Below are 23,513 nucleotides of genomic sequence, written 5' to 3'. Positions count from 1 at the left end.
CTTTTAAACGTTCATGCTTTGAAAATGCGCCAGCATGCGCTGCGCATCCGGCACCACGCCGCTGAACAGCTCAAACGCCTTCACCGCTTGAAACACCGCCATGTTGCCGCCGTCCAGCGTGCGGCAGCCCAAGGCGCGGGCGTTGCGCAGCAGTTCGGTTTCCAGCGGGAAGTACACGATCTCCGCCACCCACAATTCCTTGCGCAGCAACTCCACCGGCACGGGCATGCCCGGCAGTTTGGCCATGCCCATCGGCGTGGTGTTCACCAGACCATCGGCCTGATTCAGCGTACTCGGCAGATCGCGCCCGGCCACCGCGCGACCTGAGCCGAAATGCTGGTTGAGGTTGTTCGCCAGACTCTCGGCGCGCTCGCGATCGACGTCGAAAATACTCAGTTGCTGCACGCCTTCGGTCAACAGCGCATGGGCCACCGCCGCCCCTGCGCCACCGGCACCCATCTGTACGACACGTGCACGCGCAGCGTCTTTCAGGCCACGGCGAAAACCTTCGGCAAAACCCAGGCAGTCGGTGTTGTGGCCGATGCGTTTGCCGTCCTTGAGCACCACGGTGTTGACCGCGCCGATGCCCCGGGCTTCCGGCGACAGTTCGTCGAGCAGCGGGATGATTGCCTGCTTGCACGGGAAGGTGATGTTCAGGCCGGTGTAGTTCATCCGTTCGGCGGCCTGCAGCAAGTCGGGCAGGGCATTGCTGTCGAGATGCAACTGATCGAGGTCGATCAGCCGATACAGATAGCGCAAGCCTTGGGCATCGCCTTCGTGTTCATGCAGGGCTGGCGTGCGCGAGGCTTGAATGCCCGCGCCGATCAGGCCAGCCAGTATTACCGGTTTACGGGTCATGCTGCGCGCCCCTTCAGTCGCTGACTGAAATGCTCCAGAGCCAGGCGATAGCCATGGCTGCCGAAGCCGCACATTACCGCCGTGGCGATGGCCGAGACGAACGAGTGATGGCGGAATGGCTCGCGGGCATGCACGTTGGACAGATGCACTTCGATCACTGGCAACTCACTGGCGACCAAGGCGTCGCGGATCGCCACCGAGGTGTGCGTCCAGGCTGCCGGGTTGATCACGATTCCGGCGCAACGGCCGCGTGCCGCATGAATCCAGTCGAGCAGTTCGCCTTCGTGATTGGTCTGGCGAAACTCCACGGCCAGGCCGAATTCTTCGGCAGCGCGGCCGCACAGAGCAGAAATATCAGCCAGGGTTTCGTGACCGTAGGTTGCCGGTTCACGGGTGCCGAGCAGGTTCAGGTTCGGGCCGTTGAGCACCAGAACGATAGGGGGCATGGGGGCAAACTCCACTTATTGTTTTTGGCTTGGGCTGAGGGTTTCAGCCTGTGGAGGTAAAATGTACCAGATGGTTACCATGGTCAATTGAACGGCGTTGCCTCCGACGTTTTATGTTCGGTGATCGCACAGATCAAGAAATCGCAGCCACAAAAAAGCCGTCATCACGACGGCTTTCTCGTATCCGGCATTCGCCATCAACGCCGAGTCAGCAACACCCCGGACTCCATGTGATGCGTCCACGGGAACTGATCGAACATCGCGCAGCGGCTGATGCGGTGCGTGTCGTGCAGCTGGGCGATGTTGGCCGCCAGGGTTTCCGGGTTGCAGGAGATGTACAGGATGTTGTCGAAGCGCCGGGTCAGCTCGCAGGTGTCCGGGTCCATGCCGGCGCGCGGCGGGTCGACAAACACACTGCCGAACTCGTAGCTCTTCAGGTCGATGCCCTGCAGGCGACGGAACGGGCGCACTTCGTTGAGTGCTTCGGTCAGCTCTTCGGCGGACAGACGTACCAGCGTGACGTTATCCACAGCGTTTTCGCTGAGGTTGCTCAGTGCGGCGTTGACCGAGGTCTTGCTGATCTCGGTGGCCAGCACGTTGCGCACGCGGGTGGCGAGCGGCAGGGTGAAGTTGCCGTTGCCGCAATACAGCTCCAGCAGATCGTCAGGACGATCGCCCAGTGCTTCGTAGGCCCAGTTGAGCATTTTCTGGTTCACCGTGCCGTTGGGCTGGGTGAACGCGCCTTCCGGCTGACGGTAGCTGAAGGTGCGACCGCCGACGTCGAGTTTCTCCACCACGTAATCGTGGCCGATGACTTCGCGCTTGCCCTTGGAACGCCCGATGACGCTGACGTTGAGATCAGCCGCCAACTTCGACGCGGCCGCATGCCAGTGCTCATCCAGCGGACGGTGGTAGCACAGGGTGATCATCGCGTCGCCGGCCAGGGTGGTCAGGAATTCCACCTGGAACAGCTTGTGGCTCAGCGCCGCGCTGGCCTGCCACGCGGCCTTGAGCTGCGGCATCAACTGGTTGATGCGCAGGCTGGCAATCGGGAACTCTTCGATCAGGATCGGCGTGCGTTTGTCGTCCTGGGAGAACATCGCGTAGTGCCGTTCGCCGGCCTCGCGCCACAGGCGAAATTCCGCGCGCAGGCGGAAGTTCTGCAGCGGCGAGTCGAACACGGTCGGCTCTGGCGCATCGAACGGGGCCAGCAGGTCACGCAAACGCGTGACCTTGTCTTCGAGCTGAGTGGCGTAGGCCTGGGAATCGAAAGTCATGCGTTGAACCAACCCAACTTGATCACGAACAGAATCGACAGAATCACCAGCGCCGGGTTCAGCTCACGGGCGCGGCCCGACAGCAGCTTGATCACGGTCCAGGCGATGAAACCGAAGGCAATGCCATTGGCGATCGAGTAAGTGAACGGCATCGCCAGCGCGGTGACCACGACCGGTGCGGCAACGGTGATGTCTTCCCAGTCTATTTCCGCCAGGCCCGAGGTCATCAGCACGGCGACGAACAGCAGCGCCGGTGCGGTGGCGAATGCCGGAACGCTGGCCGCCAGTGGCGAGAAGAACAGCGCCAACAGGAACAGGATCGCCACGACGATCGCTGTCAGACCGGTACGGCCGCCGGCACTCACGCCCGCAGCGGATTCGATGTAGCTGGTGGTGGTCGAAGTACCCAGCAGCGAGCCGGCCATCGCCGCGGTGCTGTCGGCGATCAGTGCACGACCCATTTTTGGCATGTGGCCGTCCTTGCCCATCAGGCCGGCGCGCTTGGCGACGCCGATCAGGGTGCCGGAGTTGTCGAACAGGTCGACGAACAGGAAGGCGAAGATCACGCTGACCAGACCGATGTCCAGGGCGCCCTTGATATCCAGTTGCATGAAGGTCGGGGCCAGCGAAGGTGGCATCGAGGTCACGCCGCCGAACGGGGTGAAGCCCATGGCGATGGAAATGATGGTCACCGCCAGAATGCCGATCAGTACCGCGCCGCGCACTTTCAGCGCTTCGAGGGCGACGATCAGGGCGAAGCCTAGGGTGGCGAGGATCGGGGCCGGGGCTTTCAGATCACCGAGGCCGACCATGGTCGCCGGGTTGCTGACCACGATACCGGCGTTGTGCAGGGCGATCAGCGCCAGGAACAGGCCGATACCGGCGGCAATCGCCGAGCGCAGGGGCAGCGGGATGCTGTTGATGATCCATTCGCGGATGCGGAAGATCGACAGCAGGAAGAAGCACACCGCCGAGATGAACACCGCGCCCAGCGCCACTTGCCAGGTGTGGCCCATGTGCAGCACCACGGTGTAAGTGAAGAAGGCGTTCAGGCCCATGCCCGGGGCGAGGGCGATCGGGTAGTTGGCGATCAGGCCCATGATGGTCGAGCCGATGGCGGCTGCCAGACAGGTGGCGACGAACACCGCGCCTTTGTCCATGCCGGTCTCGCCGAGAATGCTCGGGTTGACGAACAGAATGTAGGCCATGGCCAGGAAAGTCGTGACGCCCGCCAGAATCTCGGTCCGCACGTTGGTGTTGTGTGCCTTGAGTTGAAACAGCCTTTCCAGCATGTCTGCTCCCCGTGGCGCGCGTGGCGCCGTGAATGTATCGACCTCAACAGCAAAGCACAGACCGTCGCAAGCGCCTGGGAATTTGTGGTGGGCCGGAAAAAGCCGCGCATCATACCAGCAGCGTGAGGAATATGGCGGTTGTTGGTGCCGAACGTCGTCGAAGTTTTGTAGCAGGGTTATCTGCGCCATACTGCGCGCTGAATTTTTCAGGGAAACGCGATCACATGGGCAAGCGCTGGATGCAGGCTTTCGGGTTAATGGCAGGGCTGATGGCCGGGTCGACGGCGGTGCTGGCAGCCTCGGCGCCACCGTTGACTGAGGTGAAAGTGATCAAGGTCCAGTCGCCGGCCTGTGGCCTGGAAGACATTGGCGATAACCAGCCGCAAACCCAATGTAATCACAGCGGCCCGAGCATCAAGGTGTATGTGCTGGAAATCGGCTATGGCCAGAACCAGCCGCACGCCACGCTGGACGGTTTTGAAGTGAATGGCACCCGCGCCCCGGTGTGCGCTTTCGATACCGGCAATCTGACCGAATGCACCCCCGGCAGCAAAACGGTCGGCTCGCTGTATACCTTCGATCTGGCGGGCAAGCAGGAAGGTACGTTCAGCTTCAGCAACACCTCGATCAACGCGCCACGCAATACGATGTCGACCCAGCTTTACATCAAGTAACGGCTGTCATCGAACAGGGCAAGGCAAAGCTGACTACGCTTTAAAGATCACTCAGCGGATGGCGCCCATGACCTTTAGAGCCCTGATTACCCTCGCCGAGGGCATCGATGATCTGCACAGCGTGACCCTGATCGACGTGCTGCGCCGTGCCGGCATTGAAGTGGTGGCGGCCAGCATCGAAGGCCGGCGCATGCTGACCTGTGCACGCGGTACGCGCCTGACGGCGGACGGCATGCTGGTCGATGTGCTGGCGCAGACGTTTGACCTGATCGTCCTGCCCGGCGGGGCTGTCGGTTCTCAACATCTGGCGGCGCATCAGCCGCTGCAACAATTGCTCAAGGATCAGGCCAGCGCCGGACGTCTGTTCGCCGCCATCGCCGAAGCCCCGGCCATCGCCCTGCAAGCCGCTGGCGTATTGCGCCAGCGACGCATGACCTGCCTGCCAAGTGTCAGTCATCAACTGTCGGGCTGTACGTTTGTTGATCAACCGGTGGTGGTCGACGGCAATTGCATCACCGCCCAGGGCTCCGGCGCCGCACTGGACTTTGCCCTGATGTTGGTGGAGCAGCTTGGTGGCAAGGCATTGCGGGCGAAAGTGGCGGGGGAGATGTAGGTGTGATGGCTTTAGGCGTGGGCAGCGATAGGCGTAATGGCTGGTTGCTCCCGATGCTCTGCTTGCCACAGATCGTAATCGGTTTGAACGCCTAGCCACACACGCGCCTTGCCGATACCTGCTCGCTCCAGCCTTACTGCCAGATCCGGGCTGATCGGTGCATGGCCGTGCAATACGCGGGAAAGGTGAGGGCGGGCGAAGCCCAGATGTCTGGCCAACTCACTCACGCTGATGCCTAACTCTGGCAAGACATCCATGAGCAGCGTTTCACCGGGGTGTGGCGGGTTGTGCATGGGCATGAGCCTGCCTCCTGTCAGTGGTAGTCCAGATAATCGACCAATTCGATGTCCGAACCGACAAAACGAAAGATAACCCGCCAGTTGCCTGAAACACTGAGCGACCAATATTCGGACAGTTCACCCTTCAGTGGATGCAGGCGCCAACCCGGCAGATCAAGGTCTGCGGGAAGTGCTGCGCGATCCATGAACTGCAGCATACGCGCCAGCCGTTTTGCGTGATCGGCGCGAATTCCGCGGGTCGAACCTGTTTCATAGAAACCACGAAGGCCTTTGTGCTGAAAGGATTTGATCATGGCGGCGAGTGTAAGGCGATACATTACACTTTGTGCGGTAACTATGTACCGCACCTTTTCGATCAATTTGTGCTTGGCGTGTTGATTTGGCTGATGTGCCTCAGACCTTCACCTCTTCCACCGGCACATGCATCCGGTCGCGTTTGGCCAGGGTCGGGAACAGTTTGATCCACGTCCCGGTGACCACCAGTGTGCCGATCCCGCCCATCACCACGGCTGGGACGGTGCCGAACCAGTGTGCGGTGAGGCCGGATTCGAATTCGCCCAGCTGATTCGAGGCGCCGATGAACAGGCCGTTCACCGCGCTGACCCGGCCGCGCATTTCGTCCGGGGTTTCCAGTTGCACGAAGGAGGCGCGGATCACCATGCTGATCATGTCCGCCGCGCCGAGCACCACCAGCACCGCCAGTGAGAACCAGAACGAGGTCGACAGGCCGAAGGCGATGGTCGCCACGCCGAATACGCCGACGGCGGTGAACATTACGCGCCCGACGTTGCGCTCGACGGCGAATCGCGCCAGAAACAGCGACATCCCCAGCGCGCCGACCGCCGGCGCCGAACGCAGCAGGCCCAGGCCCCACGGCCCGGTGAGCAGAATGTCCTTGGCGAACACCGGCAGCAACGCGGTGGCGCCGCCGAGCAGCACGGCGAACAGGTCCAGCGAGATCGCCCCGAGAATGTCCGGGCGGCTGCGAATGAAACGGATGCCCGCCAGCAACGAGTCGAGCGTGGCTTTGCCTTTGTTCAATGGCGTCTGTCGCGCGGGCAGGTTGAGCATCAAGGTGCAGGCGATGACGTAAAGCAACACCGTCGGGCCGTAGACCCAGACACTGCCAAACGCGTAAAGCAAGCCACCGAGGGCCGGGGCGACGATGGTGGCTGACTGTTGAGCCGATTGCGCTGCGGCGACCGCGCGGGGAAACAGGGCGCTGGGCACGATGCTTGGCAGGAGCGCCTGGGTGGTCGGCATTTCGAAGGAGCGCGCCGCACCGAGCAGGAAGGCGAGGACGAAGATCATTTCCCGGGTCACGTGATCGGTCGCACTGCCGATGGCCAGCGCCAGGGCAATCAACGCCTGCAACGACTGGCAGATGGCCGCGACCCGGCGCCGGTCATAGCGGTCGGCGACGTGACCGGTGTGCAGCATGAACAGCACCCGTGGCGCGAATTCCACCAGACCGACCAGACCCAGGTCGAGCACGTTGCCGGTCAACTGATACAGATTCCAGCCGATCGCCACCGTGAGCATCTGAAAGCCACTGGCGGTGAAGATCCGGGCGAACCAGAACGCAAGAAAAGGACGATGGTGACGTAACAGCAGGGGCTCTTGGCTGGGCATCTGAAGGCAGGTCTGGCTCGGGGCGGAACGGTGAGGTTATCACCAGTCTGTAACAGGAAGTTGCCATGAGGAAAAATTTAGTTAGCCAAACATCTATTGTTCCCTGCACTCCTCATTCCATTGTGGCGAGGGGATTCATCCCCGATCGGCTGCGCAGCAGGCGTAAAACATTGACGATGCCACCAAAGGCACGATGTCTATGGGGCTGCTTCGCCGCCCATCGGGGATGAATCCCCTCGCTACAGGTCGTGCCGCTCTGGGGGATGTATTTCAGAGCGTTACTCAGGCGCTGAGGCAACTTGTCACGCGGCAAACGACCACGCCGTTCTTCGTCGGAAATGGGACTACTCTTTTAACGTTGCTTGATCCAGATCAAGACCCTCCCGGGCCATGGTCTGGTGGCCCGACGGCCAGACTCCCTGCGTTGCGATGGTTATTAAAAAAGAACGAATCAGAATTCGCCGCACTCGATATCCGTGGGGGCAGTAGGTGCAGGGGCCACAAGCCCCATCGCCGGTATTACCTGACAGAGGAAGACTTATGTTCGGTTTAGAGGCGCTCGATCTCGCCCGAATTCAGTTCGCATTCACCATCTCGTTCCACATCCTGTTCCCGGCCATCACCATTGGTCTGGCGAGCTACCTGGCGGTGCTCGAAGGGCTGTGGTTGAAAACCCATAACGACACTTACCGAGACCTGTACCACTTCTGGTCGAAGATCTTTGCCGTCAACTTCGGCATGGGTGTGGTCTCTGGTCTGGTCATGGCCTACCAGTTTGGTACCAACTGGAGCCGTTTCTCGGACTTCGCCGGTTCCGTCACCGGACCGTTGCTGACCTACGAGGTGCTCACGGCGTTCTTCCTCGAGGCCGGTTTCCTCGGGGTGATGCTGTTCGGCTGGAACAAGGTCGGACGAAAACTGCACTTTTTCTCCACGGTGATGGTGGCGATCGGCACGCTGATCTCGACGTTCTGGATTCTCGCGTCCAACAGCTGGATGCAGACGCCGCAAGGCTTCGAGATCGTCAACGGTCAAGTGATCCCGACCGACTGGCTGGCCATCGTGTTCAACCCGTCGTTCCCGTATCGCCTGATGCACATGGCGACGGCGGCGTTCGTCGCCACGGCGTTCTTCGTCGGCTCGTCAGCGGCCTGGCACTTGCTGCGCGGCAGGGACAACCCGGCGATCCGCACCATGCTGTCGATGGCGATGTGGATGGCACTGATCGTCGCGCCGATCCAGGCCGTGATCGGCGACTTCCACGGCCTCAACACCCTTGAGCACCAGCCGGCGAAAATCGCCGCAATCGAAGGCCATTGGGAAAACAAAGGCAACGAAGCGACGCCGTTGATCCTGTTCGGCTGGCCGGACATGAAAGAAGAGAAAACCAAATTCGCCGTGGAAATCCCGTACCTCGGCAGCCTGATCCTGACCCACTCGCTGGACAAGCAGGTGCCGGCGCTCAAGGAGTTCCCGCCAGAAGACCGGCCGAACTCGACCATCGTGTTCTGGTCGTTCCGGGTCATGGTCGGCCTCGGTTTCCTGATGATCTTTACCGGTCTGTGGAGTCTGTGGCTGCGCAAGCGCGACACGCTCTACACCTCACGCCCGTTCCTGTATCTGGCGTTGTGGATGGGGCCGTCCGGCCTGATCGCGATCCTCGCCGGCTGGTTCACCACCGAAATCGGTCGTCAACCGTGGGTGGTCTACGGGCTGATGCGCACGGCGGATGCGTCCTCCAATCACAGCTTCATGCAGATGAGCATCACCCTGATCATGTTCGTCGTGGTGTATTTCGCGCTGTTCGGTGCGGGGCTCGGCTACATGATGCGCCTGGTGCGCAAAGGGCCGAAAACCGACGAAGGCAAGGAGACCAACGAAGGGGGTCCCGGCCAGAAACGCACCCCGGCGCGGCCGTTGTCCGCCGCCGATGACGAAGGCGCCGACGCTGACTCGCCGCGCAGCCTGGAAAAGGAGATTTGACTCATGGGTATTGATCTTCCGCTGATCTGGGCCGTGATCATCATCTTCGGCATCATGATGTACGTGGTCATGGACGGTTTCGACCTGGGGATCGGGATTCTCTTCCCGTTCATCCCGGGCAAGACCGACCGTGACGTGATGATGAACACTGTCGCCCCAGTGTGGGACGGCAACGAAACCTGGCTGGTCCTGGGCGGTGCGGCGTTGTTTGGCGCGTTCCCGCTGGCCTATTCGGTGGTGCTGTCGGCGCTGTACCTGCCGCTGATCTTCATGCTGATCGGATTGATTTTCCGCGGCGTGGCATTCGAGTTCCGCTTCAAGGCCAAGGACGACAAACGTCACCTGTGGGACAAGGCGTTCATCGGCGGTTCGGTGGCGGCGACGTTCTTCCAGGGCGTGGCACTTGGGGCATTCATCGACGGCTTGCCGGTGGTCAATCGGCAATACGCCGGCGGCTCACTGGACTGGCTGACACCGTTCACCCTGTTCTGCGGCGCCGCGCTGGTGGTGGCCTATGCCTTGCTCGGTTGTACCTGGTTGATCATGAAGACCGAAGGCAAGTTGCAGGAGCAGATGCACAACCTGGCGCGGCCGTTGGCGTTCGTGCTGCTCGCCGTGATCGGTATCGTCAGCCTGTGGACGCCGCTGGCGCATCCGGAAATTGCCACTCGCTGGTTCAGCATGCCGAATCTGTTCTGGTTCATGCCGGTGCCGATTCTGGTGCTGGTCACCTTGTACGGGCTGATCCGCGCGGTGGCACGCAACGCCAACTACATGCCGTTCCTGCTGACCCTGGTGCTGATTTTCCTCGGTTACAGCGGTCTGGGCATCAGCCTGTGGCCGAACATCGTGCCGCCGTCGATCTCGATCTGGGACGCCGCCGCACCGCCGCAAAGCCAGGGCTTCATGCTGGTCGGTACGCTGTTCATCATCCCGTTCATCCTGGGTTACACCTTCTGGAGCTACTACGTGTTCCGCGGCAAGGTCACCCATGAAGACGGTTACCACTAGACTGCCGCCCCGCACACCTGTGGGAGCGAACCTGCTCGCGATGGCGTCCCTGGCGACGCCATCGCCTGATGGAGGAACGATGCAATGAACGGCAAACATTCCCTGCACGAGATTGAAGAAGCCGAAAAAAAGCCGCTGTGGCAGCGGCTCGGCTGGTTGGCTCTGATCTGGATCGGTAGCGTCGGCGCGCTGTTCATTGCCGCCAGTCTGATGCGCCTGTTCATGAGCGCGGCCGGCCTGACCACACACTGAGACATCCCGTCCCGTTGCCCTTGGGCACGGTTTTATGACCCTCTGTACCGCGGAGGGTTTTTTTTGCCTGATGCTTTACTTGCGGGCTTTGAGAATCACGAATTTCGGTGTGGCCGCCACTTGTTCGACGCCACGGAACAGCCGCGCCAGTTTGCTGTGATAGCCCAGATGACGGTTGCCGACGATGTACAACGCACCGCCCACCACCAGCGCCTCGCGGGCCTGCTGGAACATGCGCCAGGCGAGGAAATCGCCGACCACTTGCTGCTGATGGAACGGCGGATTGCACAACACCACGTCCAGCGATTGCGGCTCCTGCCCGGCCAGACCATCGCCGGCGCGCACGATCACTTCGCGCTCGCCGAGCGCGGCGCGCCAGTTTTCCGCAGCCGATTGCACGGCCATGAACGATTCGTCGACCAGCGTGTAGTGTGCGTCAGGGTTGTGCAGAGCACTGGCGATGGCCAGTACGCCGTTACCGCAGCCAAGGTCGGCGACCCGGGCGCTGCCGAGGTTTTTGGGCAGGTGCGGGAGAAAGGCCCGGGTGCCGATATCCAGACCTTCACGGCAGAACACGTTGGCGTGGTTGAGCAACTCGATGGCCGGCTCGTCGAGCTGGTAGCGCGACGGGTAGGGCGAGGTCGCCGGGGCTTTGGCCTCGGGTGTCGCGATCAGCAGGCGAGCCTTTTTTACCGCCAGTGAAGCGTGTACCGGGCCAATGTAACGCTCCAGCAGATCACCGGCGGCGCGCGGCAAGTGTTTGACCATGGCCGCTGCCACCACTTCGGCGCCGGGGGCCAGTTGCCCTTGCAGACGGATCAGTTGCTCTTCCAGCAGTGCGAGCGTCTTGGGGACGCGGATCAACACCTTGTCGAACGGCCCGGTCAACGGCTCACTCGCCGCAACGCCGCGCACCGCATCGAATGGCAGTCCGTTGCGTACCAGATTCTTTTCCAGACCCTGGAACGCGAGAAACGAATCGCCGCTGCTGCTGACCTGAACCTTGCCCGCCAGACTCGCTGCCAAGGCCCCGAAGCTGTCATTGAGTACCAATACCCGAGTTTCTGCGGCCGGCTGTTGCGCGGCCAGATGATTGAGCAGGTACTCGTCAGCCGCGTCGAAGGCTTGCAGAGGTTCATTCTGCTGCTCGGGCTGGCGGATCAGGTCGAGTTGGGCAAAGGGCGTGTCGAGCAAAGGCATGGGGCGGGGACTCTGGATAATCAACGGGTGGCCCGCGGCCAAGGGAATGTGCGGCGGAACCGTCCGAGTGCAATACGACGTCACTGCTCACGTCATCACTCGGGAAGGCCTCAAATGGTACGTTTTTTTCTGTTGAAATACCCGTGGCTTTTAGGCGGAGGGGGCGTCGAGAAGGCCGCAGCGGCTGGCGGCGATGACGGCGGAGATTTTGTTGCAGACGTTCAGTTTGATAATCACGTTTTGCACGTGGTAATTCACGGTTCGTTCGCTCAGGCAGAGGATCCTGGCGATTTCATAGGCTGTTTTGCCGAGCGCCGAGAGCTTCAGCACTTCCAGTTCCCGTGGTGAAAGGTGCGGTTGTTGGGGTTTTTTCGGGGCTGTGGGCAGGGTTCTGGCAAACAGATCACTCAGATGACTGGTCGCGTAAAACATGTAGCCAAAATGCTCGTACAACTCGAGCGGGCTCAGAGGACCATTTTTCCTGACAAGGCTGAGTGTGCTGCACAGCCCGCTGGCTTCATGGTGAAACGACTGGGACCAACCGTGGCGCAATCCATGCTCCTGTTGCGCGTCCCACAACTGTGGAGTCGGCGCAAACAACTTTTCGGTCCAGACAATCGGCAGCATTGACTGGTTGCAGTGTATGACTACCGGGTCAACTTTGCTGTAGCTTTTCTGTTCATAGAGATTATTCCATTCTTTGGGATAGTTATTGATTTGCAAGGCTTTAAAGTCAGCGGTCCGATTGTTTGATGTCAAAGAGATGGCACAAAAGTTGAAGCCTATGTTTTGAGCGAATCTCAGCAGGATCGGATAAGCGGTCTCTATTTCTCTTGCGAAAGTCAGTTGCTTTAATTGCGACTCCTTCCACATTTCCATCACAAACTCTCCGTGAGTCGTTTTACGCGCTGGGCTGTTTGGATCCAATGAATCCATCACGCAATCGAGTGTAGGACATGTCCTACAGTTGGCGTTGAACTTTTTTGCTCTTTGCAAAGAAGTTTGATTGCAAGAATGTTATTAGTCCGAAGTAGAGCGTTGTATTCAAGGTGTCATTCAATTTCAGATTGAGATATGAAAGTTTCTCCATTGGTTGTATCTGAGTTTGTTTCTCATTGGCTTCGCTAAATGAAAAGACATTACAAAAACAGTGGTGTTTACAGTGTCAGTTTGCGCGAAACTGTCTGGGTTCTTTACAGTGGAGTGGCCCATGACTGTCAGTGCAGAAAAGTTTACTGCCCAGACCTTGCTCGACGTGCAGCCCCTGACCCCCAGCCTGTTCACTTTGCGCACCACGCGCGATACGGGATTCAGGTTCCGCGCAGGACAATTCGCCCGCCTGGGCGTGACCAAGGCGGATGGCAGCACGGTGTGGCGTGCCTACTCGATGGTTTCTTCACCCTTCGACGAGTTTCTCGAGTTCTTCTCTATCGTGGTGCCGGGTGGCGAATTCACCAGTGAACTGAGCCGGTTGCAGGTCGGCGATACCGTGCTGGTGGAGCGCCAGGCCTTTGGTTACCTGACGCTGGATCGTTTTGTCGACGGCCGGGATCTGTGGTTGTTATCCACAGGGACCGGCGTGGCGCCGTTTCTGTCGATCCTGCAAGACTTCGAAGTGTGGGAGCGTTTCGAGCGAATTATTCTGGTGTACAGCGTGCGCGAGGCAAGGGAGCTGGCCTATCAATCATTGATCGCTGAGCTTTCCACACGTGATTACCTGGCAGAGCATGCCCATAAATTACGGTTTATCCCCACGGTTACCCGCGAACGCTGGCCTGGCGCCTTGCACGGTCGCATCACCACGTTGATCGAAAGCGGCGAACTGGAACGTGAGGCCGGCGTGGAACTGACCCCCGAGCACTCGCGCGTCATGCTGTGCGGCAATCCGCAGATGATCGATGACACCCGCGCGTTGTTGAAGAAACGCCACATGAGCCTGAGCCTGGCGCGGCGGCCCGGTCAGGTGGCGGTGGAAAATTACTGGTAAAAAAAACGGCGCCATCAGGCGCCGTTTTCATTCATGAAGCCGTCAAGGCCGATTGTTCTGCGCCTTGAGCAGATCGCGGATCTCGCCGAGCAACTCTTCTTCTTTGGTTGGAACCGGCGGCAGGGAAGGGGCCACGGCTTCTTCGCGTTTCAGGCGGTTGATGGCTTTTACACCCATGAAGATCGCAAAGGCGACGATCACGAAGTCCAGAATGCTCTGAATGAATTTACCGTAAGCCAGTACCACGGCTGGGGCGTTGCCCTCGGCGGCTTTCAGCGTGATGGCCAGATCACTGAAGTCCACCCCACCGATCAACAGGCCGATTGGCGGCATGATCACGTCGCCGACAAACGACGAAACGATTTTGCCGAAGGCTGCACCGATGATGATACCGACGGCCATGTCGACCACATTGCCTTTGACCGCGAAGGCCTTGAACTCACTTAGCACGCCCATAGGTTATTTCCTTGTTACAGATGAGGTTGGTGTACGCAGTGTAAATCAGCAAAACGCGTCCTGCGCGAAACACCTTCTTACAATGCCCGTTTTTATCGACACATGAATCAACGATTAGTTTGCAAAGTGCCACTAATCGCGCGCGAAATACGCCGTAAATCGCTGATCACAAAGCCATTTTTTTCAATCGTCGAGTTACGAACTTTCTATTTATGTTCACCGCCATAGCCCTCTAGCCTCTGGTTTGCGCACCTGGATGCGCCCAAAAAAACCAGAGGAACCTGATATGAACTCCACTCTTGGACTGGGGGCTTTTCCCCATCGCCGTACTTTCGGCGTGCTGGCCGCCAGCTTGCTGACTTTCTCCGTGCACGCTGCACCCCTGACCCGTGATAACGGTGCCGCGGTCGGCGACAACCAGAATTCGCAGACCGCCGGTGCCACCGGCCCGGTGTTGCTGCAGGATGTGCAACTGATCCAGAAGCTTCAGCGTTTTGACCGTGAGCGCATTCCCGAGCGCGTGGTGCATGCCCGCGGCACCGGGGCTCACGGGACCTTCACCGTGACCAACGACCTCAGCGATTTGAGCAAGGCCAAAGTATTCGCCGCTGGCCAGGTCACACCGGTCTTCGTGCGTTTCTCCGCCGTGGTGCACGGCAACCACTCCCCGGAAACCCTGCGCGATCCACGGGGTTTTGCCACCAAGTTCTACACCGCCGATGGCAACTGGGATCTGGTGGGCAACAACTTCCCGACCTTCTTCATCCGCGATGCGATCAAGTTCCCGGACATGGTTCACGCCTTCAAACCCGATCCACGCACCAACCTGGACGATGACTCGCGTCGTTTCGACTTCTTCTCCCACGTGCCGGAAGCCACTCGCACGCTGACCGAGCTGTATTCCAATTCGGGTACTCCAGCCAGTTATCGGGAGATGGACGGTAATGGCGTGCATGCCTACAAGTTGGTCAACGCCAAGGGCGAAGTGCACTATGTGAAGTTCCACTGGAAAAGTTTGCAGGGCATCAAAAACCTGACACCTGAACAAGTCGAGAAAGTTCAGGGCAAGGATTACAGTCATATGACTAATGATCTGGTCAGCCATATTAACAAGGGCGATTTTCCGAAATGGGACTTGTACATCCAAGTGCTAAATCCGCAAGATTTGTCCAAGTTTGATTTCGATCCATTGGACGCTACCAAGATCTGGCCAAATGTTCCTGAGCGAAAAGTTGGACAAATGGTGTTGAACCGTAATCCGGCCAACGTGTTCCAGGAAACCGAACAAGTTGCGATGGCCCCGGCCAATGTTGTGCCGGGTATCGAACCTTCGGAAGATCGTCTGTTGCAAGGCCGAGTGTTTTCTTATGCCGATACGCAAATGTATCGTCTGGGAGCCAATGCTCTGCAGTTGCCGATCAACGCGCCCAAAGTTGCCGTCAATAATGGCAATCAGGACGGTGCGATGAACTTCGCAGCCACGCAGTCTGGCGTGAACTATCAGCCAAGCCGCCTGCAACCGCGTGAAGAGCCGCAAAGCGCGCGTTACAGCCAGCTGGCGCTGTCCGGCAGCACCCAGCAGGCGAAGATTCAGCGCGAGCAGAACTTCAAGCAGGCCGGTGATCTGTACCGCTCGTTCAGCCAGCAGGAACGTCAGGACCTGATTGCCAGCTTCGGCGGCTCGTTGGCCACCACCGATGACGAGAGCAAGCACATCATCCTGTCCTTCCTTTATAAGGCCGATCCGGAATACGGCACTGGCGTGACGAAAGTGGCCAAGGGTGACCTGAGCCGGGTCAAGGCGCTGGCAGCGAAACTGGTCGACTGATCTCGACGCCATGCAACGCGGGGCCTGATGCAGGCCCCGTTCTGCTCAAGGAGAAGGCTGATGCGATTTTGTCTGTTATTGCTGCTCGGTTGCCTGTCATGTACAGCGCTGGCCGAACAGAACCCCGAGGCGATCAAGGCCCAGTTGCAGGATTACTATTTCGATGCGGCCCGGCGTGGTGATGTGCCGATGCTCGAGACCTTCATCGAGTCCGGTTATTCCCTCGATACCCGCGACAGCAAGGGCTACACCGCACTGATTCTGGCGGCGTATCACGGCCAGGGGACGGCAGTTGAGCGACTGCTGGCGGCGGGGGCTGATGCCTGTGCGCAGGATCAACGCGGCAATACGGCGCTGATGGGCGCGATCTTCAAGGGCGAGATGCAGATTGCCCGACGGTTGATGGCCACCGATTGCAGCCCCGATCAGCGCAACGGCGCCGGCCAGACTGCGGCGATGTACGCCGGGTTGTTCAAGCGCATCGAGCTGCTCGACGCGCTCAAGGCCAAGGGCGCCGACCTCAATGCCGAGGATCCGCTGGGCAATAGCGCCGCGCGTCTGGCCAACGGCGAAATCCGCACCGCCGTGCCGCGCTGAGCGGTGGCTGCGTTATCATCGCGGTTTTTGCCGGGGGATCCAGATGGCCAAGGCCAAGCGCATGTACGGCTGCACCGAATGCGGCGCAACCTTTCCCAAATGGGCGGGCCAGTGCGGCGAGTGCGGCGCCTGGAATACCCTGACCGAAACCATGATCGAGAGCGGCGGCGCCACGGCGCCCACCGGGCGTACCGGCTGGGCCGGGCAGCAGGCGCAGATCAAGACCCTGGCCGAAGTCAGCATCGAAGAGATTCCGCGTTTCTCTACCGCGTCCGGTGAGCTGGACCGGGTCCTGGGTGGTGGTCTGGTCGACGGCTCGGTGGTGTTGATCGGCGGTGACCCGGGCATCGGCAAGTCGACGATCCTGTTGCAGACACTGTGCAACCTCGCCAAGAGCATGCCGGCGCTGTACGTCACCGGCGAAGAATCCCAGCAACAAGTGGCCATGCGTGCCCGCCGTCTCGGGCTGCCGCAGGATCAACTGCGGGTGATGACCGAAACCTGCATCGAAACCATCATCGCCACCGCCCGCCAGGAAAAACCCAAGGTGATGGTGATCGACTCGATCCAGACCATTTTCACCGAACAGCTGCAATCAGCGCCGGGTGGCGTCTCGCAGGTGCGTGAGAGTGCGGCGTTGCTGGTGCGGTATGCCAAGCAGAGCGGCACGGCGATTTTCCTCGTCGGCCACGTCACCAAGGAAGGCGCGCTCGCCGGCCCGCGAGTCCTGGAGCACATGGTCGATACCGTGCTGTATTTCGAAGGCGAATCGGACGGGCGTTTGCGCTTGCTGCGGGCGGTGAAAAACCGTTTCGGCGCGGTCAACGAACTCGGCGTCTTCGGCATGACCGACAAGGGCCTGAAAGAAGTCTCCAACCCGTCGGCGATTTTTCTCACCCGTGCCCAGGAGGAAGTCCCGGGCAGTGTGGTCATGGCCACGTGGGAAGGCACGCGGCCGATGCTGGTGGAAGTGCAGGCGCTGGTCGATGACAGTCATCTGGCCAACCCGCGCCGGGTCACCCTGGGTCTGGACCAGAACCGTTTGGCGATGTTGCTGGCGGTATTGCATCGGCACGGCGGCATCCCGACCCACGATCAGGACGTGTTCCTCAACGTGGTCGGCGGGGTGAAGGTGCTGGAAACCGCGTCCGACCTGGCGTTGATGGCGGCGGTGATGTCGAGCCTGCGCAACCGGCCGCTGCCGCATGATCTGCTGGTGTTTGGCGAAGTCGGTTTGTCCGGCGAGGTACGCCCGGTGCCGAGCGGTCAGGAGCGCTTGAAGGAAGCGGCCAAGCATGGCTTCAAACGCGCGATTGTGCCCAAAGGCAATGCGCCGAAAGAGGCGCCGGCGGGGCTGCAGATCATTGCCGTGACCCGGTTGGAGCAGGCGCTCGACGCACTGTTCGAATAGCTGCCATTCCCTTGATTGAATGAAAACCTGTGGTGAGGGGATTTATCCCCGATGGGCTGCGCAGCAGACCCGAATTTNCCCATCGGGGATAAATCCCCTCACCACACGGTTGTTTCCACAGGTCGATTTGGGGGCTAGATTTCGATCAGAGCGCCCAGTTCGCGCTCAAGCTCGGCCTCATCCGCCAGATTCAGTTCGATCAACCGCCGCAAGCGCTGGATCGATTCCAGGCTGATATGCCGGCAGACAAACCCCAGTTGCCCGTGATCCTCATGGGCCAGATGCACATTCATTTGAATATCCACGTCATCGCTCAGATGAATGTCGACGAAGAAATCCTGCTCCTTATCCCCCAGCCATGGCTCCGGCCGCTCGATCAGCAGCCCCTTGAGGGACAGATCGATCAGTTTCACCGGCCAGATGAATTGGCCCTGACTCAGCTCGGTTCTGGCATCGAACGCAATACGTTTGAAGCGACGGCGATTGGCTGGTTGTTCGCTCATGGCGCAATCCTCGGAAGCGTTCGCTGACTATAGACCCGACCGGCGGGTGGCTGCCAATCGACAAGGCGTCTAGACCAATGTCGGGGTATGGTCTTTACCGCCAGTAGCGCTAAACTCGGGGTGGCTGTCTTTCTTGTCCACCCTGGCTGGAATAATAAAATGAAAAATAATAATAGCCTGCTACGCCACTTACCCTGGCTAGTGCTGGCAATCGTAGGAGCGTGCGCCCTGGGCGTAGTGGCATTGCGCCGAGGAGAGGCGATCAACGCCTTGTGGATCGTGGTCGCGGCCGTGGCCATCTATCTGGTTGCGTACCGTTACTACAGCCTGTTCATCGCCAACAAGGTGATGCAACTGGATCCGCGTCGGGCCACCCCCGCCGTGCTCAACAACGACGGTCTGGACTACGTGCCGACCAACAAACACATTCTTTTCGGTCACCACTTCGCCGCGATTGCCGGCGCAGGACCTCTGGTCGGCCCGGTATTGGCGGCGCAGATGGGCTACCTGCCCGGCACATTGTGGCTGATTGCCGGGGTGGTGCTGGCGGGTGCGGTGCAGGACTTCATGGTCCTGTTCATGTCGACCCGGCGCAACGGCCGTTCCCTGGGCGACATGGTCCGTGAAGAAATGGGCCGCATCCCCGGCACCATCGCCCTGTTCGGCTGCTTCCTGATCATGATCATCATCCTTGCGGTGCTGGCGCTGATCGTGGTCAAGGCCCTGGCCGAGAGCCCGTGGGGCATCTTCACCGTGATGGCGACCATCCCGATCGCAATGTTCATGGGCATCTACATGCGCTACATCCGCCCAGGCCGCATTGGCGAAATCTCGGTCATCGGCGTGTTGCTGCTGCTCGGTTCGATCTGGCTCGGTGGGCAGATTGCCGCTGATCCGGTGTGGGCCAAGGCTTTCAGTTTCACCGGTGTGCAAATCACCTGGATGCTGATCGGTTATGGCTTCGTCGCCGCCGTGTTGCCGGTATGGCTGATCCTCGCGCCACGCGACTACCTGTCGACGTTCCTCAAGATCGGCACCATCATCGCTCTGGCGATCGGTATTCTGGTGACCATGCCCGAGCTGAAAATGCCGGCGCTGACCCAGTTCGTCGACGGCACGGGCCCGGTGTGGAAGGGCGGTCTGTTCCCGTTCCTCTTCATCACCATCGCTTGCGGTGCAGTATCCGGTTTCCACGCACTGATCTCGTCGGGTACCACGCCGAAGCTGCTGGATAACGAAACCAACGCCCGTTACATCGGTTACGGCGGCATGCTGATGGAATCGTTTGTGGCGATCATGGCGATGGTTGCCGCTTCGGTGATCGAGCCGGGCGTGTACTTCGCCATGAACAGCCCGGCTGCGGTGGTCGGTGGTGACGTGGCATCGGTGGCGCAGATGGTCAGCAGTTGGGGCTTCGCGATCACGCCTGAGGCGCTGCAAGCGGTTGCCCATGACATCGGTGAAACCACCATCCTCGCCCGTGCCGGCGGTGCGCCGACCCTGGCGGTCGGTATTGCGCAGATCCTGCACAGTGTTCTGCCGGGTGAAAACACCATGGCGTTCTGGTACCACTTCGCGATCCTGTTCGAAGCACTGTTCATCCTGACCGCCGTGGACGCCGGCACCCGTGCCGGGCGCTTCATGCTGCAGGATCTGCTCGGCTCCTTCGTACCGGCGCTGAAACGTACCGAATCCTGGACCGCCAACCTGATCGCCACCGCCGGTTGTGTGGCGATGTGGGGCTGGTTGCTGTATCAGGGCGTGATCGATCCACTGGGCGGCATCAACACCCTGTGGCCGCTGTTCGGTATCTCCAACCAGATGCTGGCGGGTATCGCACTGATGCTCGGCACTGTGGTCCTGATCAAGATGAAGCGCCAGCGCTACATCTGGGTCACCCTGCTGCCGGCCGCCTGGCTGCTGATCTGCACCACGACTGCGGGCTTCATCAAGCTGTTCGACGCCAACCCGGCGATCGGCTTCCTGTCGCTGGCCAAGAAGTACAGCGATGCCCTGACCGCCGGCCAGGTCATTGCTCCGGCCAAGAGCATCGAGCAGATGCAGCACGTGATCTTCAACGCCTACACCAACGCAACGCTCACCGCGCTGTTCCTGTTCGTGGTCTTCAGCATCCTGTTCTATGCGCTCAAGGTCGGCATTGCCGCCTGGGGCAAAAAAGAGCGTACGGATAAAGAATCGCCATTCCAGGCCCTGCCGGACGCGTAACCAGAGGATTGCACCATGTTCAATGACCTGAGTCGCCTCGGTAAATACCTCGGTCAGGCCGCGCGCCTGATGGTCGGCATGCCCGACTACGACACCTACGTCGAGCATATGCAAACCAAACACCCGGACAAGCCGGTGATGAGCTACGAGATGTTCTTTCGCGAGCGTCAGGAAGCGCGTTACGGTGGCAAGGGTGGGCCGAAGTGCTGTTGAGCTGACAGCCTGCGGTTGATGCAGTCCCCCTTGTGGGAGCGAGCCTGCTCGCGAATACGGAGTGTCAGTTGATGAATGATTTGACTGACACACCGTATTCGCGAGCAGGCTCGCTCCCACATTTGTTTTTGTGTTGTTCATTCATTTTGTGAAGGGGATCTGTTTTGTCTTCTCCCATACCCGTAACGGTACTCAGTGGTTTTCTCGGTGCCGGCAAGACCACTTTGCTGCGCCATCTGCTGAAAGCCGAGCACGGTCTGAAAATCGCCGTGATCGAGAACGAATTCAGCGACGCCGGCATCGACACCCAGTTGCTCGGCGATGAACCGGTGCAAGTCATGACCCTGGCCAACGGCTGCGTCTGCTGCACCATTCACACTGATCTGACCAAGGCCCTGTACCTGCTGCTCGAACGCCTGGACAGCGGCGAAATCGCCTTCGACCGGCTGGTGATCGAATGCACCGGGCTGGCCGATCCAGCGCCTGTGGCGCAAACCTTTTTCATCGACGAAGAACTGCGTGAGCGCTATCTGCTCGACGGCATCATCACATTGGTCGACGCCGCCCACGCCGACCTGCATTTGACCCAGACCATCGCCCAGGCGCAGATCGGCTTCGCCGACCGCTTGCTGGTCAGCAAGACTGATCTGGTGGATGAGGCCACGTTCAATGCACTGAGCGAACGCCTGACGCGAATCAACCGCCGTGCACCAATCCGCGTGGTCGAGCACGGCAACATCGATCTGGCGGAACTGCTTGATGTGCGTGGTTTCAACCTTAACGCCGATCTGGGGGGCGGGGTCAGCCTGCGTCCGGTCAGCAAGGCGCCTTCCATCGATCGCATCTCCAGCCTGGTGCTGCGCACGGACCAGCCGCTGGATATCGATCGGCTCAGCGAATTCATGAATGAGTTGCTGGAAGAGCACGGCAAGCAATTGCTGCGTTACAAGGGAGTGCTGAACATCGCTGGCGAGGATCGGCGCCTGGTGTTCCAGGGCGTGCTGAAACTCTACGGTTTCGACTGGGACACCGAGTGGGCCGAGGGTGAGGCGCGGGAAAGTGTGGTCGTGTTTATTGCCGATGATTTGCCGGAAGAGAAAATTCGGGCGGGGTTTGCCAGAGTGACTTCTGCCTGATGGATCCTGGTTGTCAGCGATGGCCTCTTCGCGAGCAGGCTCGCTCCCACAGTAATCCGCATTCTGTCAGGAGGAATGCAGTTCACTGTGGGAGCGAGCCTGCTCGCGAAGACGATCTAACCGACAGCGCAATGCTCAAGGGCTGAACCCAGCAGGGTCTGCTCAAGATGATCCAGGTGCTGATTCATCAACAAACCAGCCTTGGGAACATCTCTCAGCTCCACCGCCTCGATAATCGCCAGGTGCTCCTGCCACGCGCAGCAACCGAGCGTTGATCCATCACACCGCGCAATCGCCAGCGACGTCAACGGCACCAGGCTGCCAAGGAAATGCGCCAGCGGTGCATTCCCCGCCATCTGTGCCAACTGCAGATGAAACTCACCGGACAGGCGAATCGCCGCCGCACGCCGTTCCTGAACCACGGCCAGGCGTTCGCGTTCGACCAGCGTGCGCAAGCGTTTCAAACCCTCCGCTGACGCATTCTGACAAGCCAGACGTACCAGCGTCGCTTCGGTCAGGCGCCGGGCGTGCAGGGTTTGTCGGGTCTGTTCTGCATCCGGTGCGGCGACCCGCGGCCGATGATTGGCACGCAGCACAATCACCTGCTCATGGGACAACTGCGTCAGTACCCGGCGTACATCGGCGCGGCTGACGCCAAACATCTGCTTGAGACTGTCTTCGGTGAAGCGGCTGGCCGGGTCGATTCGCCGGTCCAGAATCGCCTCGAACAGCCGCGGGTACAGAGCATCTGCCGGCGCTCGTAGGCGCGAGAAGGGCAGAGGTGCCGACATCTGACGAGTGTGCGGCGACGTGGCAAGACTGTTCATGGCCGGTCTCCAGTGTGAGTTCTTCAGTGGCTGAGGTTGTCTTCCGGGATATTCAGTTCGATGCCCATCCGCTGGCCTTCGCGCAGGATGTGCCGACGCATTTCGGCGCTGGCCTGAGCGCTGTTCTTGCTGCGGATCGCGCGCACCACCGCTTCGTTTTCTTCCAGGCGCTCGGCCAGATGCTCAGGCGAATTGCGCAGCACTTCGGCGCTTTGCTTGAGGGCATTGCTGGTCTGCTGCACCACGCTCTGGAAAATCGGGTTCGAGGTCAGGGTGAACAGCTCTTCGTGGAAGGCGATGTAGGCGCTGACGCCGGCTTCGCTGTCGCCCGCTTCAAGGGCTTCGCGCATGTCCATCAGGGTCAGGCGCAACTGACCGACTTCCTTGCTGCTGATCGACTGCGCGACCAGGCCAACAATGAACGGCTCAAGGGTGTAGCGCAGTTGCAGCACGTCTTCGAGGCTGGCGCCGGCGACCGCGCTGTCGTGGCTCTGGCTGTCACTGAGCTGGGCGTCGAGCACTACCACGCCTTTGCCCGGCATCGAACGGACCAGGCCCAGGGTCTCCAGAACGATCACTGCTTCGCGCAGGCTCGGACGGCTGATGCCCAGTTGTTCGGCCAGTTCGCGCTGGCCCGGCAGCATGTCGCCGGAGCGCCACTGACCACGAGCGAGGGCGGCGCGCAGTTTTTCTACGACTGAGTTGACGACGGTTGATGTGGTGATCACTTGTCTAGCTCCGTAAGCCTATAGGGGATGCCGCAAACAAGATCAAAAGATCGCAGCCTGCGGC

General features: G+C 60.1%; 25 protein-coding genes. 12 read left to right on the top strand and 13 right to left on the bottom strand.

Annotated features, from left to right (window positions below; translation table 11 throughout):
- Nucleotides 1–3 precede the first annotated feature (3 nt).
- From ACTJKS_RS05430 to ACTJKS_RS05415, 4 genes are all read right to left on the bottom strand, one after another.
- Nucleotides 4–858 carry a shikimate dehydrogenase gene (locus ACTJKS_RS05430; protein WP_262948107.1) on the bottom strand — a complete coding sequence of 285 codons (855 nt, stop codon included), beginning with the start codon at nucleotides 856–858 and terminating at the stop codon, nucleotides 4–6.
- A complete protein-coding gene (aroQ, locus tag ACTJKS_RS05425; RefSeq protein WP_025108744.1) occupies nucleotides 855–1,304 on the bottom strand; it encodes a type II 3-dehydroquinate dehydratase in 450 nt (149 codons plus the stop codon). The genes ACTJKS_RS05430 and aroQ overlap by 4 nt, the downstream gene beginning before the upstream one ends.
- A 197-nt stretch (nucleotides 1,305–1,501) precedes the next feature.
- Nucleotides 1,502–2,581 (bottom strand): tRNA (uridine(54)-C5)-methyltransferase TrmA, encoded by a 1,080-nt coding sequence (gene trmA, locus ACTJKS_RS05420; protein ID WP_041065191.1) that lies wholly within the window; start codon nucleotides 2,579–2,581, stop codon nucleotides 1,502–1,504.
- On the bottom strand, nucleotides 2,578–3,873 hold the full coding sequence (locus ACTJKS_RS05415; RefSeq protein WP_047296708.1) for an NCS2 family permease: 1,296 nt from the start codon (nucleotides 3,871–3,873) through the stop codon (nucleotides 2,578–2,580). Before ACTJKS_RS05415 ends, trmA begins: the two co-directional genes overlap by 4 nt.
- 224 nt (nucleotides 3,874–4,097) lie before the next feature.
- Between ACTJKS_RS05415 and ACTJKS_RS05410 the strand changes: the two genes are divergently transcribed.
- Together ACTJKS_RS05410 and ACTJKS_RS05405 are read left to right on the top strand one after the other, a co-directional pair.
- Nucleotides 4,098–4,547: a DUF4879 domain-containing protein gene (locus tag ACTJKS_RS05410; RefSeq protein WP_108183867.1), complete on the top strand. Its 450-nt coding sequence runs from the start codon at nucleotides 4,098–4,100 to the stop codon at nucleotides 4,545–4,547.
- A 67-nt stretch (nucleotides 4,548–4,614) separates the two neighbouring features.
- Complete coding sequence (locus ACTJKS_RS05405) at nucleotides 4,615–5,160, top strand: DJ-1 family glyoxalase III (protein WP_108184435.1); 546 nt, start codon at nucleotides 4,615–4,617, stop codon at nucleotides 5,158–5,160.
- Nucleotides 5,161–5,171: 11 nt separating this feature from the next.
- Here the strand turns inward: ACTJKS_RS05405 and ACTJKS_RS05400 are convergent, their stop codons facing one another.
- From ACTJKS_RS05400 to ACTJKS_RS05390, 3 genes are all read right to left on the bottom strand, one after another.
- Nucleotides 5,172–5,459 (bottom strand): HigA family addiction module antitoxin, encoded by a 288-nt coding sequence (locus tag ACTJKS_RS05400; RefSeq protein WP_108183866.1) that lies wholly within the window; start codon nucleotides 5,457–5,459, stop codon nucleotides 5,172–5,174.
- Between the two features lie 14 nt (nucleotides 5,460–5,473).
- Nucleotides 5,474–5,752, bottom strand: coding sequence for a type II toxin-antitoxin system RelE/ParE family toxin (locus ACTJKS_RS05395; RefSeq protein WP_027612847.1), 279 nt, complete (start codon nucleotides 5,750–5,752; stop codon nucleotides 5,474–5,476).
- 100 nt (nucleotides 5,753–5,852) lie between these two features.
- Complete coding sequence (locus tag ACTJKS_RS05390) at nucleotides 5,853–7,091, bottom strand: MFS transporter (protein WP_108183865.1); 1,239 nt, start codon at nucleotides 7,089–7,091, stop codon at nucleotides 5,853–5,855.
- Nucleotides 7,092–7,631: 540 nt separating this feature from the next.
- Here ACTJKS_RS05390 and ACTJKS_RS05385 point away from each other — a divergent pair.
- The 3 genes from ACTJKS_RS05385 (at nucleotide 7,632) to ACTJKS_RS05375 (ending at nucleotide 10,337) form a co-directional block, all read left to right on the top strand.
- A complete protein-coding gene (locus ACTJKS_RS05385) occupies nucleotides 7,632–9,074 on the top strand; it encodes a cytochrome ubiquinol oxidase subunit I (protein ID WP_041065206.1) in 1,443 nt (480 codons plus the stop codon).
- Between the two features lie 3 nt (nucleotides 9,075–9,077).
- Complete coding sequence (gene cydB, locus ACTJKS_RS05380; RefSeq protein ID WP_007963753.1) at nucleotides 9,078–10,085, top strand: cytochrome d ubiquinol oxidase subunit II; 1,008 nt, start codon at nucleotides 9,078–9,080, stop codon at nucleotides 10,083–10,085.
- A gap of 84 nt (nucleotides 10,086–10,169) precedes the next feature.
- Nucleotides 10,170–10,337 carry a DUF2474 domain-containing protein gene (locus ACTJKS_RS05375; RefSeq protein WP_080963309.1) on the top strand — a complete coding sequence of 56 codons (168 nt, stop codon included), beginning with the start codon at nucleotides 10,170–10,172 and terminating at the stop codon, nucleotides 10,335–10,337.
- Between the two features lie 75 nt (nucleotides 10,338–10,412).
- Here ACTJKS_RS05375 and ACTJKS_RS05370 read toward each other — a convergent pair whose 3' ends face one another.
- Nucleotides 10,413–11,537, bottom strand: a complete 1,125-nt coding sequence (locus ACTJKS_RS05370; RefSeq protein ID WP_262948106.1) for a methyltransferase — start codon at nucleotides 11,535–11,537, stop codon at nucleotides 10,413–10,415.
- A 150-nt stretch (nucleotides 11,538–11,687) separates the two neighbouring features.
- Complete coding sequence (locus tag ACTJKS_RS05365) at nucleotides 11,688–12,416, bottom strand: helix-turn-helix transcriptional regulator (protein WP_108183863.1); 729 nt, start codon at nucleotides 12,414–12,416, stop codon at nucleotides 11,688–11,690.
- 331 nt (nucleotides 12,417–12,747) lie between these two features.
- Between ACTJKS_RS05365 and ACTJKS_RS05360 the strand changes: the two genes are divergently transcribed.
- Nucleotides 12,748–13,524 (top strand): ferredoxin--NADP reductase, encoded by a 777-nt coding sequence (locus tag ACTJKS_RS05360; protein ID WP_041065214.1) that lies wholly within the window; start codon nucleotides 12,748–12,750, stop codon nucleotides 13,522–13,524.
- Nucleotides 13,525–13,566: 42 nt separating this feature from the next.
- On the opposite strand, the gene mscL is transcribed toward ACTJKS_RS05360, so the two are convergent.
- Entirely contained in the window at nucleotides 13,567–13,980 is a 414-nt protein-coding gene (mscL, locus tag ACTJKS_RS05355) for a large-conductance mechanosensitive channel protein MscL (protein WP_007963760.1), read from the bottom strand.
- Nucleotides 13,981–14,266: 286 nt separating this feature from the next.
- Between mscL and katB the strand changes: the two genes are divergently transcribed.
- From katB to radA, 3 genes are read left to right on the top strand one after another with little or no spacing between them, the layout of a single operon-like run.
- Nucleotides 14,267–15,808: a catalase KatB gene (gene katB / locus ACTJKS_RS05350; RefSeq protein ID WP_198758317.1), complete on the top strand. Its 1,542-nt coding sequence runs from the start codon at nucleotides 14,267–14,269 to the stop codon at nucleotides 15,806–15,808.
- 60 nt (nucleotides 15,809–15,868) lie between these two features.
- A complete protein-coding gene (locus ACTJKS_RS05345; protein WP_108183861.1) occupies nucleotides 15,869–16,405 on the top strand; it encodes an ankyrin repeat domain-containing protein in 537 nt (178 codons plus the stop codon).
- Nucleotides 16,406–16,448: 43 nt separating this feature from the next.
- Nucleotides 16,449–17,816, top strand: coding sequence for a DNA repair protein RadA (gene radA, locus ACTJKS_RS05340; protein WP_003228407.1), 1,368 nt, complete (start codon nucleotides 16,449–16,451; stop codon nucleotides 17,814–17,816).
- Between the two features lie 134 nt (nucleotides 17,817–17,950).
- Here radA and ACTJKS_RS05335 read toward each other — a convergent pair whose 3' ends face one another.
- Nucleotides 17,951–18,319: a PilZ domain-containing protein gene (locus ACTJKS_RS05335; RefSeq protein WP_108183860.1), complete on the bottom strand. Its 369-nt coding sequence runs from the start codon at nucleotides 18,317–18,319 to the stop codon at nucleotides 17,951–17,953.
- Nucleotides 18,320–18,478: 159 nt separating this feature from the next.
- On the opposite strand from ACTJKS_RS05335, the gene ACTJKS_RS05330 reads away from it, so the two are divergent.
- The 3 genes from ACTJKS_RS05330 (at nucleotide 18,479) to yjiA (ending at nucleotide 21,894) form a co-directional block, all read left to right on the top strand.
- Complete coding sequence (locus ACTJKS_RS05330) at nucleotides 18,479–20,545, top strand: carbon starvation CstA family protein (protein WP_262948105.1); 2,067 nt, start codon at nucleotides 18,479–18,481, stop codon at nucleotides 20,543–20,545.
- 15 nt (nucleotides 20,546–20,560) lie between these two features.
- Entirely contained in the window at nucleotides 20,561–20,758 is a 198-nt protein-coding gene (locus ACTJKS_RS05325) for a YbdD/YjiX family protein (RefSeq protein WP_003228401.1), read from the top strand.
- Between the two features lie 164 nt (nucleotides 20,759–20,922).
- Nucleotides 20,923–21,894, top strand: coding sequence for a GTPase (yjiA, locus tag ACTJKS_RS05320; RefSeq protein ID WP_108183859.1), 972 nt, complete (start codon nucleotides 20,923–20,925; stop codon nucleotides 21,892–21,894).
- A gap of 116 nt (nucleotides 21,895–22,010) precedes the next feature.
- Here the strand turns inward: yjiA and ACTJKS_RS05315 are convergent, their stop codons facing one another.
- Both ACTJKS_RS05315 and ACTJKS_RS05310 read right to left on the bottom strand, forming a co-directional pair.
- Nucleotides 22,011–22,721 (bottom strand): GntR family transcriptional regulator, encoded by a 711-nt coding sequence (locus tag ACTJKS_RS05315; protein WP_262948104.1) that lies wholly within the window; start codon nucleotides 22,719–22,721, stop codon nucleotides 22,011–22,013.
- Between the two features lie 23 nt (nucleotides 22,722–22,744).
- A complete protein-coding gene (locus ACTJKS_RS05310; RefSeq protein ID WP_025108765.1) occupies nucleotides 22,745–23,449 on the bottom strand; it encodes a FadR/GntR family transcriptional regulator in 705 nt (234 codons plus the stop codon).
- Nucleotides 23,450–23,513: the final 64 nt, after the last annotated feature.

It is taken from the genome of Pseudomonas sp. 22189, from assembly GCF_052045635.1.
Taxonomy (GTDB): Bacteria; Pseudomonadota; Gammaproteobacteria; order Pseudomonadales; family Pseudomonadaceae; genus Aquipseudomonas; species Aquipseudomonas parakoreensis.
This window is presented reverse-complemented; position numbering and strand designations above follow the sequence as displayed.

Coding starts and splice junctions, on each gene's coding strand:
- ACTJKS_RS05430 (WP_262948107.1), bottom strand. CDS start 858: ATGACCCGTAAACCGGTAATACTGGCTGGCCTGATCGGCGCGGGCATT.
- aroQ (WP_025108744.1), bottom strand. CDS start 1,304: ATGCCCCCTATCGTTCTGGTGCTCAACGGCCCGAACCTGAACCTGCTC.
- trmA (WP_041065191.1), bottom strand. CDS start 2,581: ATGACTTTCGATTCCCAGGCCTACGCCACTCAGCTCGAAGACAAGGTC.
- ACTJKS_RS05415 (WP_047296708.1), bottom strand. CDS start 3,873: ATGCTGGAAAGGCTGTTTCAACTCAAGGCACACAACACCAACGTGCGG.
- ACTJKS_RS05410 (WP_108183867.1), top strand. CDS start 4,098: ATGGGCAAGCGCTGGATGCAGGCTTTCGGGTTAATGGCAGGGCTGATG.
- ACTJKS_RS05405 (WP_108184435.1), top strand. CDS start 4,615: ATGACCTTTAGAGCCCTGATTACCCTCGCCGAGGGCATCGATGATCTG.
- ACTJKS_RS05400 (WP_108183866.1), bottom strand. CDS start 5,459: ATGCCCATGCACAACCCGCCACACCCCGGTGAAACGCTGCTCATGGAT.
- ACTJKS_RS05395 (WP_027612847.1), bottom strand. CDS start 5,752: ATGATCAAATCCTTTCAGCACAAAGGCCTTCGTGGTTTCTATGAAACA.
- ACTJKS_RS05390 (WP_108183865.1), bottom strand. CDS start 7,091: ATGCCCAGCCAAGAGCCCCTGCTGTTACGTCACCATCGTCCTTTTCTT.
- ACTJKS_RS05385 (WP_041065206.1), top strand. CDS start 7,632: ATGTTCGGTTTAGAGGCGCTCGATCTCGCCCGAATTCAGTTCGCATTC.
- cydB (WP_007963753.1), top strand. CDS start 9,078: ATGGGTATTGATCTTCCGCTGATCTGGGCCGTGATCATCATCTTCGGC.
- ACTJKS_RS05375 (WP_080963309.1), top strand. CDS start 10,170: ATGAACGGCAAACATTCCCTGCACGAGATTGAAGAAGCCGAAAAAAAG.
- ACTJKS_RS05370 (WP_262948106.1), bottom strand. CDS start 11,537: ATGCCTTTGCTCGACACGCCCTTTGCCCAACTCGACCTGATCCGCCAG.
- ACTJKS_RS05365 (WP_108183863.1), bottom strand. CDS start 12,416: ATGGAAATGTGGAAGGAGTCGCAATTAAAGCAACTGACTTTCGCAAGA.
- ACTJKS_RS05360 (WP_041065214.1), top strand. CDS start 12,748: ATGACTGTCAGTGCAGAAAAGTTTACTGCCCAGACCTTGCTCGACGTG.
- mscL (WP_007963760.1), bottom strand. CDS start 13,980: ATGGGCGTGCTAAGTGAGTTCAAGGCCTTCGCGGTCAAAGGCAATGTG.
- katB (WP_198758317.1), top strand. CDS start 14,267: ATGAACTCCACTCTTGGACTGGGGGCTTTTCCCCATCGCCGTACTTTC.
- ACTJKS_RS05345 (WP_108183861.1), top strand. CDS start 15,869: ATGCGATTTTGTCTGTTATTGCTGCTCGGTTGCCTGTCATGTACAGCG.
- radA (WP_003228407.1), top strand. CDS start 16,449: ATGGCCAAGGCCAAGCGCATGTACGGCTGCACCGAATGCGGCGCAACC.
- ACTJKS_RS05335 (WP_108183860.1), bottom strand. CDS start 18,319: ATGAGCGAACAACCAGCCAATCGCCGTCGCTTCAAACGTATTGCGTTC.
- ACTJKS_RS05330 (WP_262948105.1), top strand. CDS start 18,479: ATGAAAAATAATAATAGCCTGCTACGCCACTTACCCTGGCTAGTGCTG.
- ACTJKS_RS05325 (WP_003228401.1), top strand. CDS start 20,561: ATGTTCAATGACCTGAGTCGCCTCGGTAAATACCTCGGTCAGGCCGCG.
- ACTJKS_RS05315 (WP_262948104.1), bottom strand. CDS start 22,721: ATGAACAGTCTTGCCACGTCGCCGCACACTCGTCAGATGTCGGCACCT.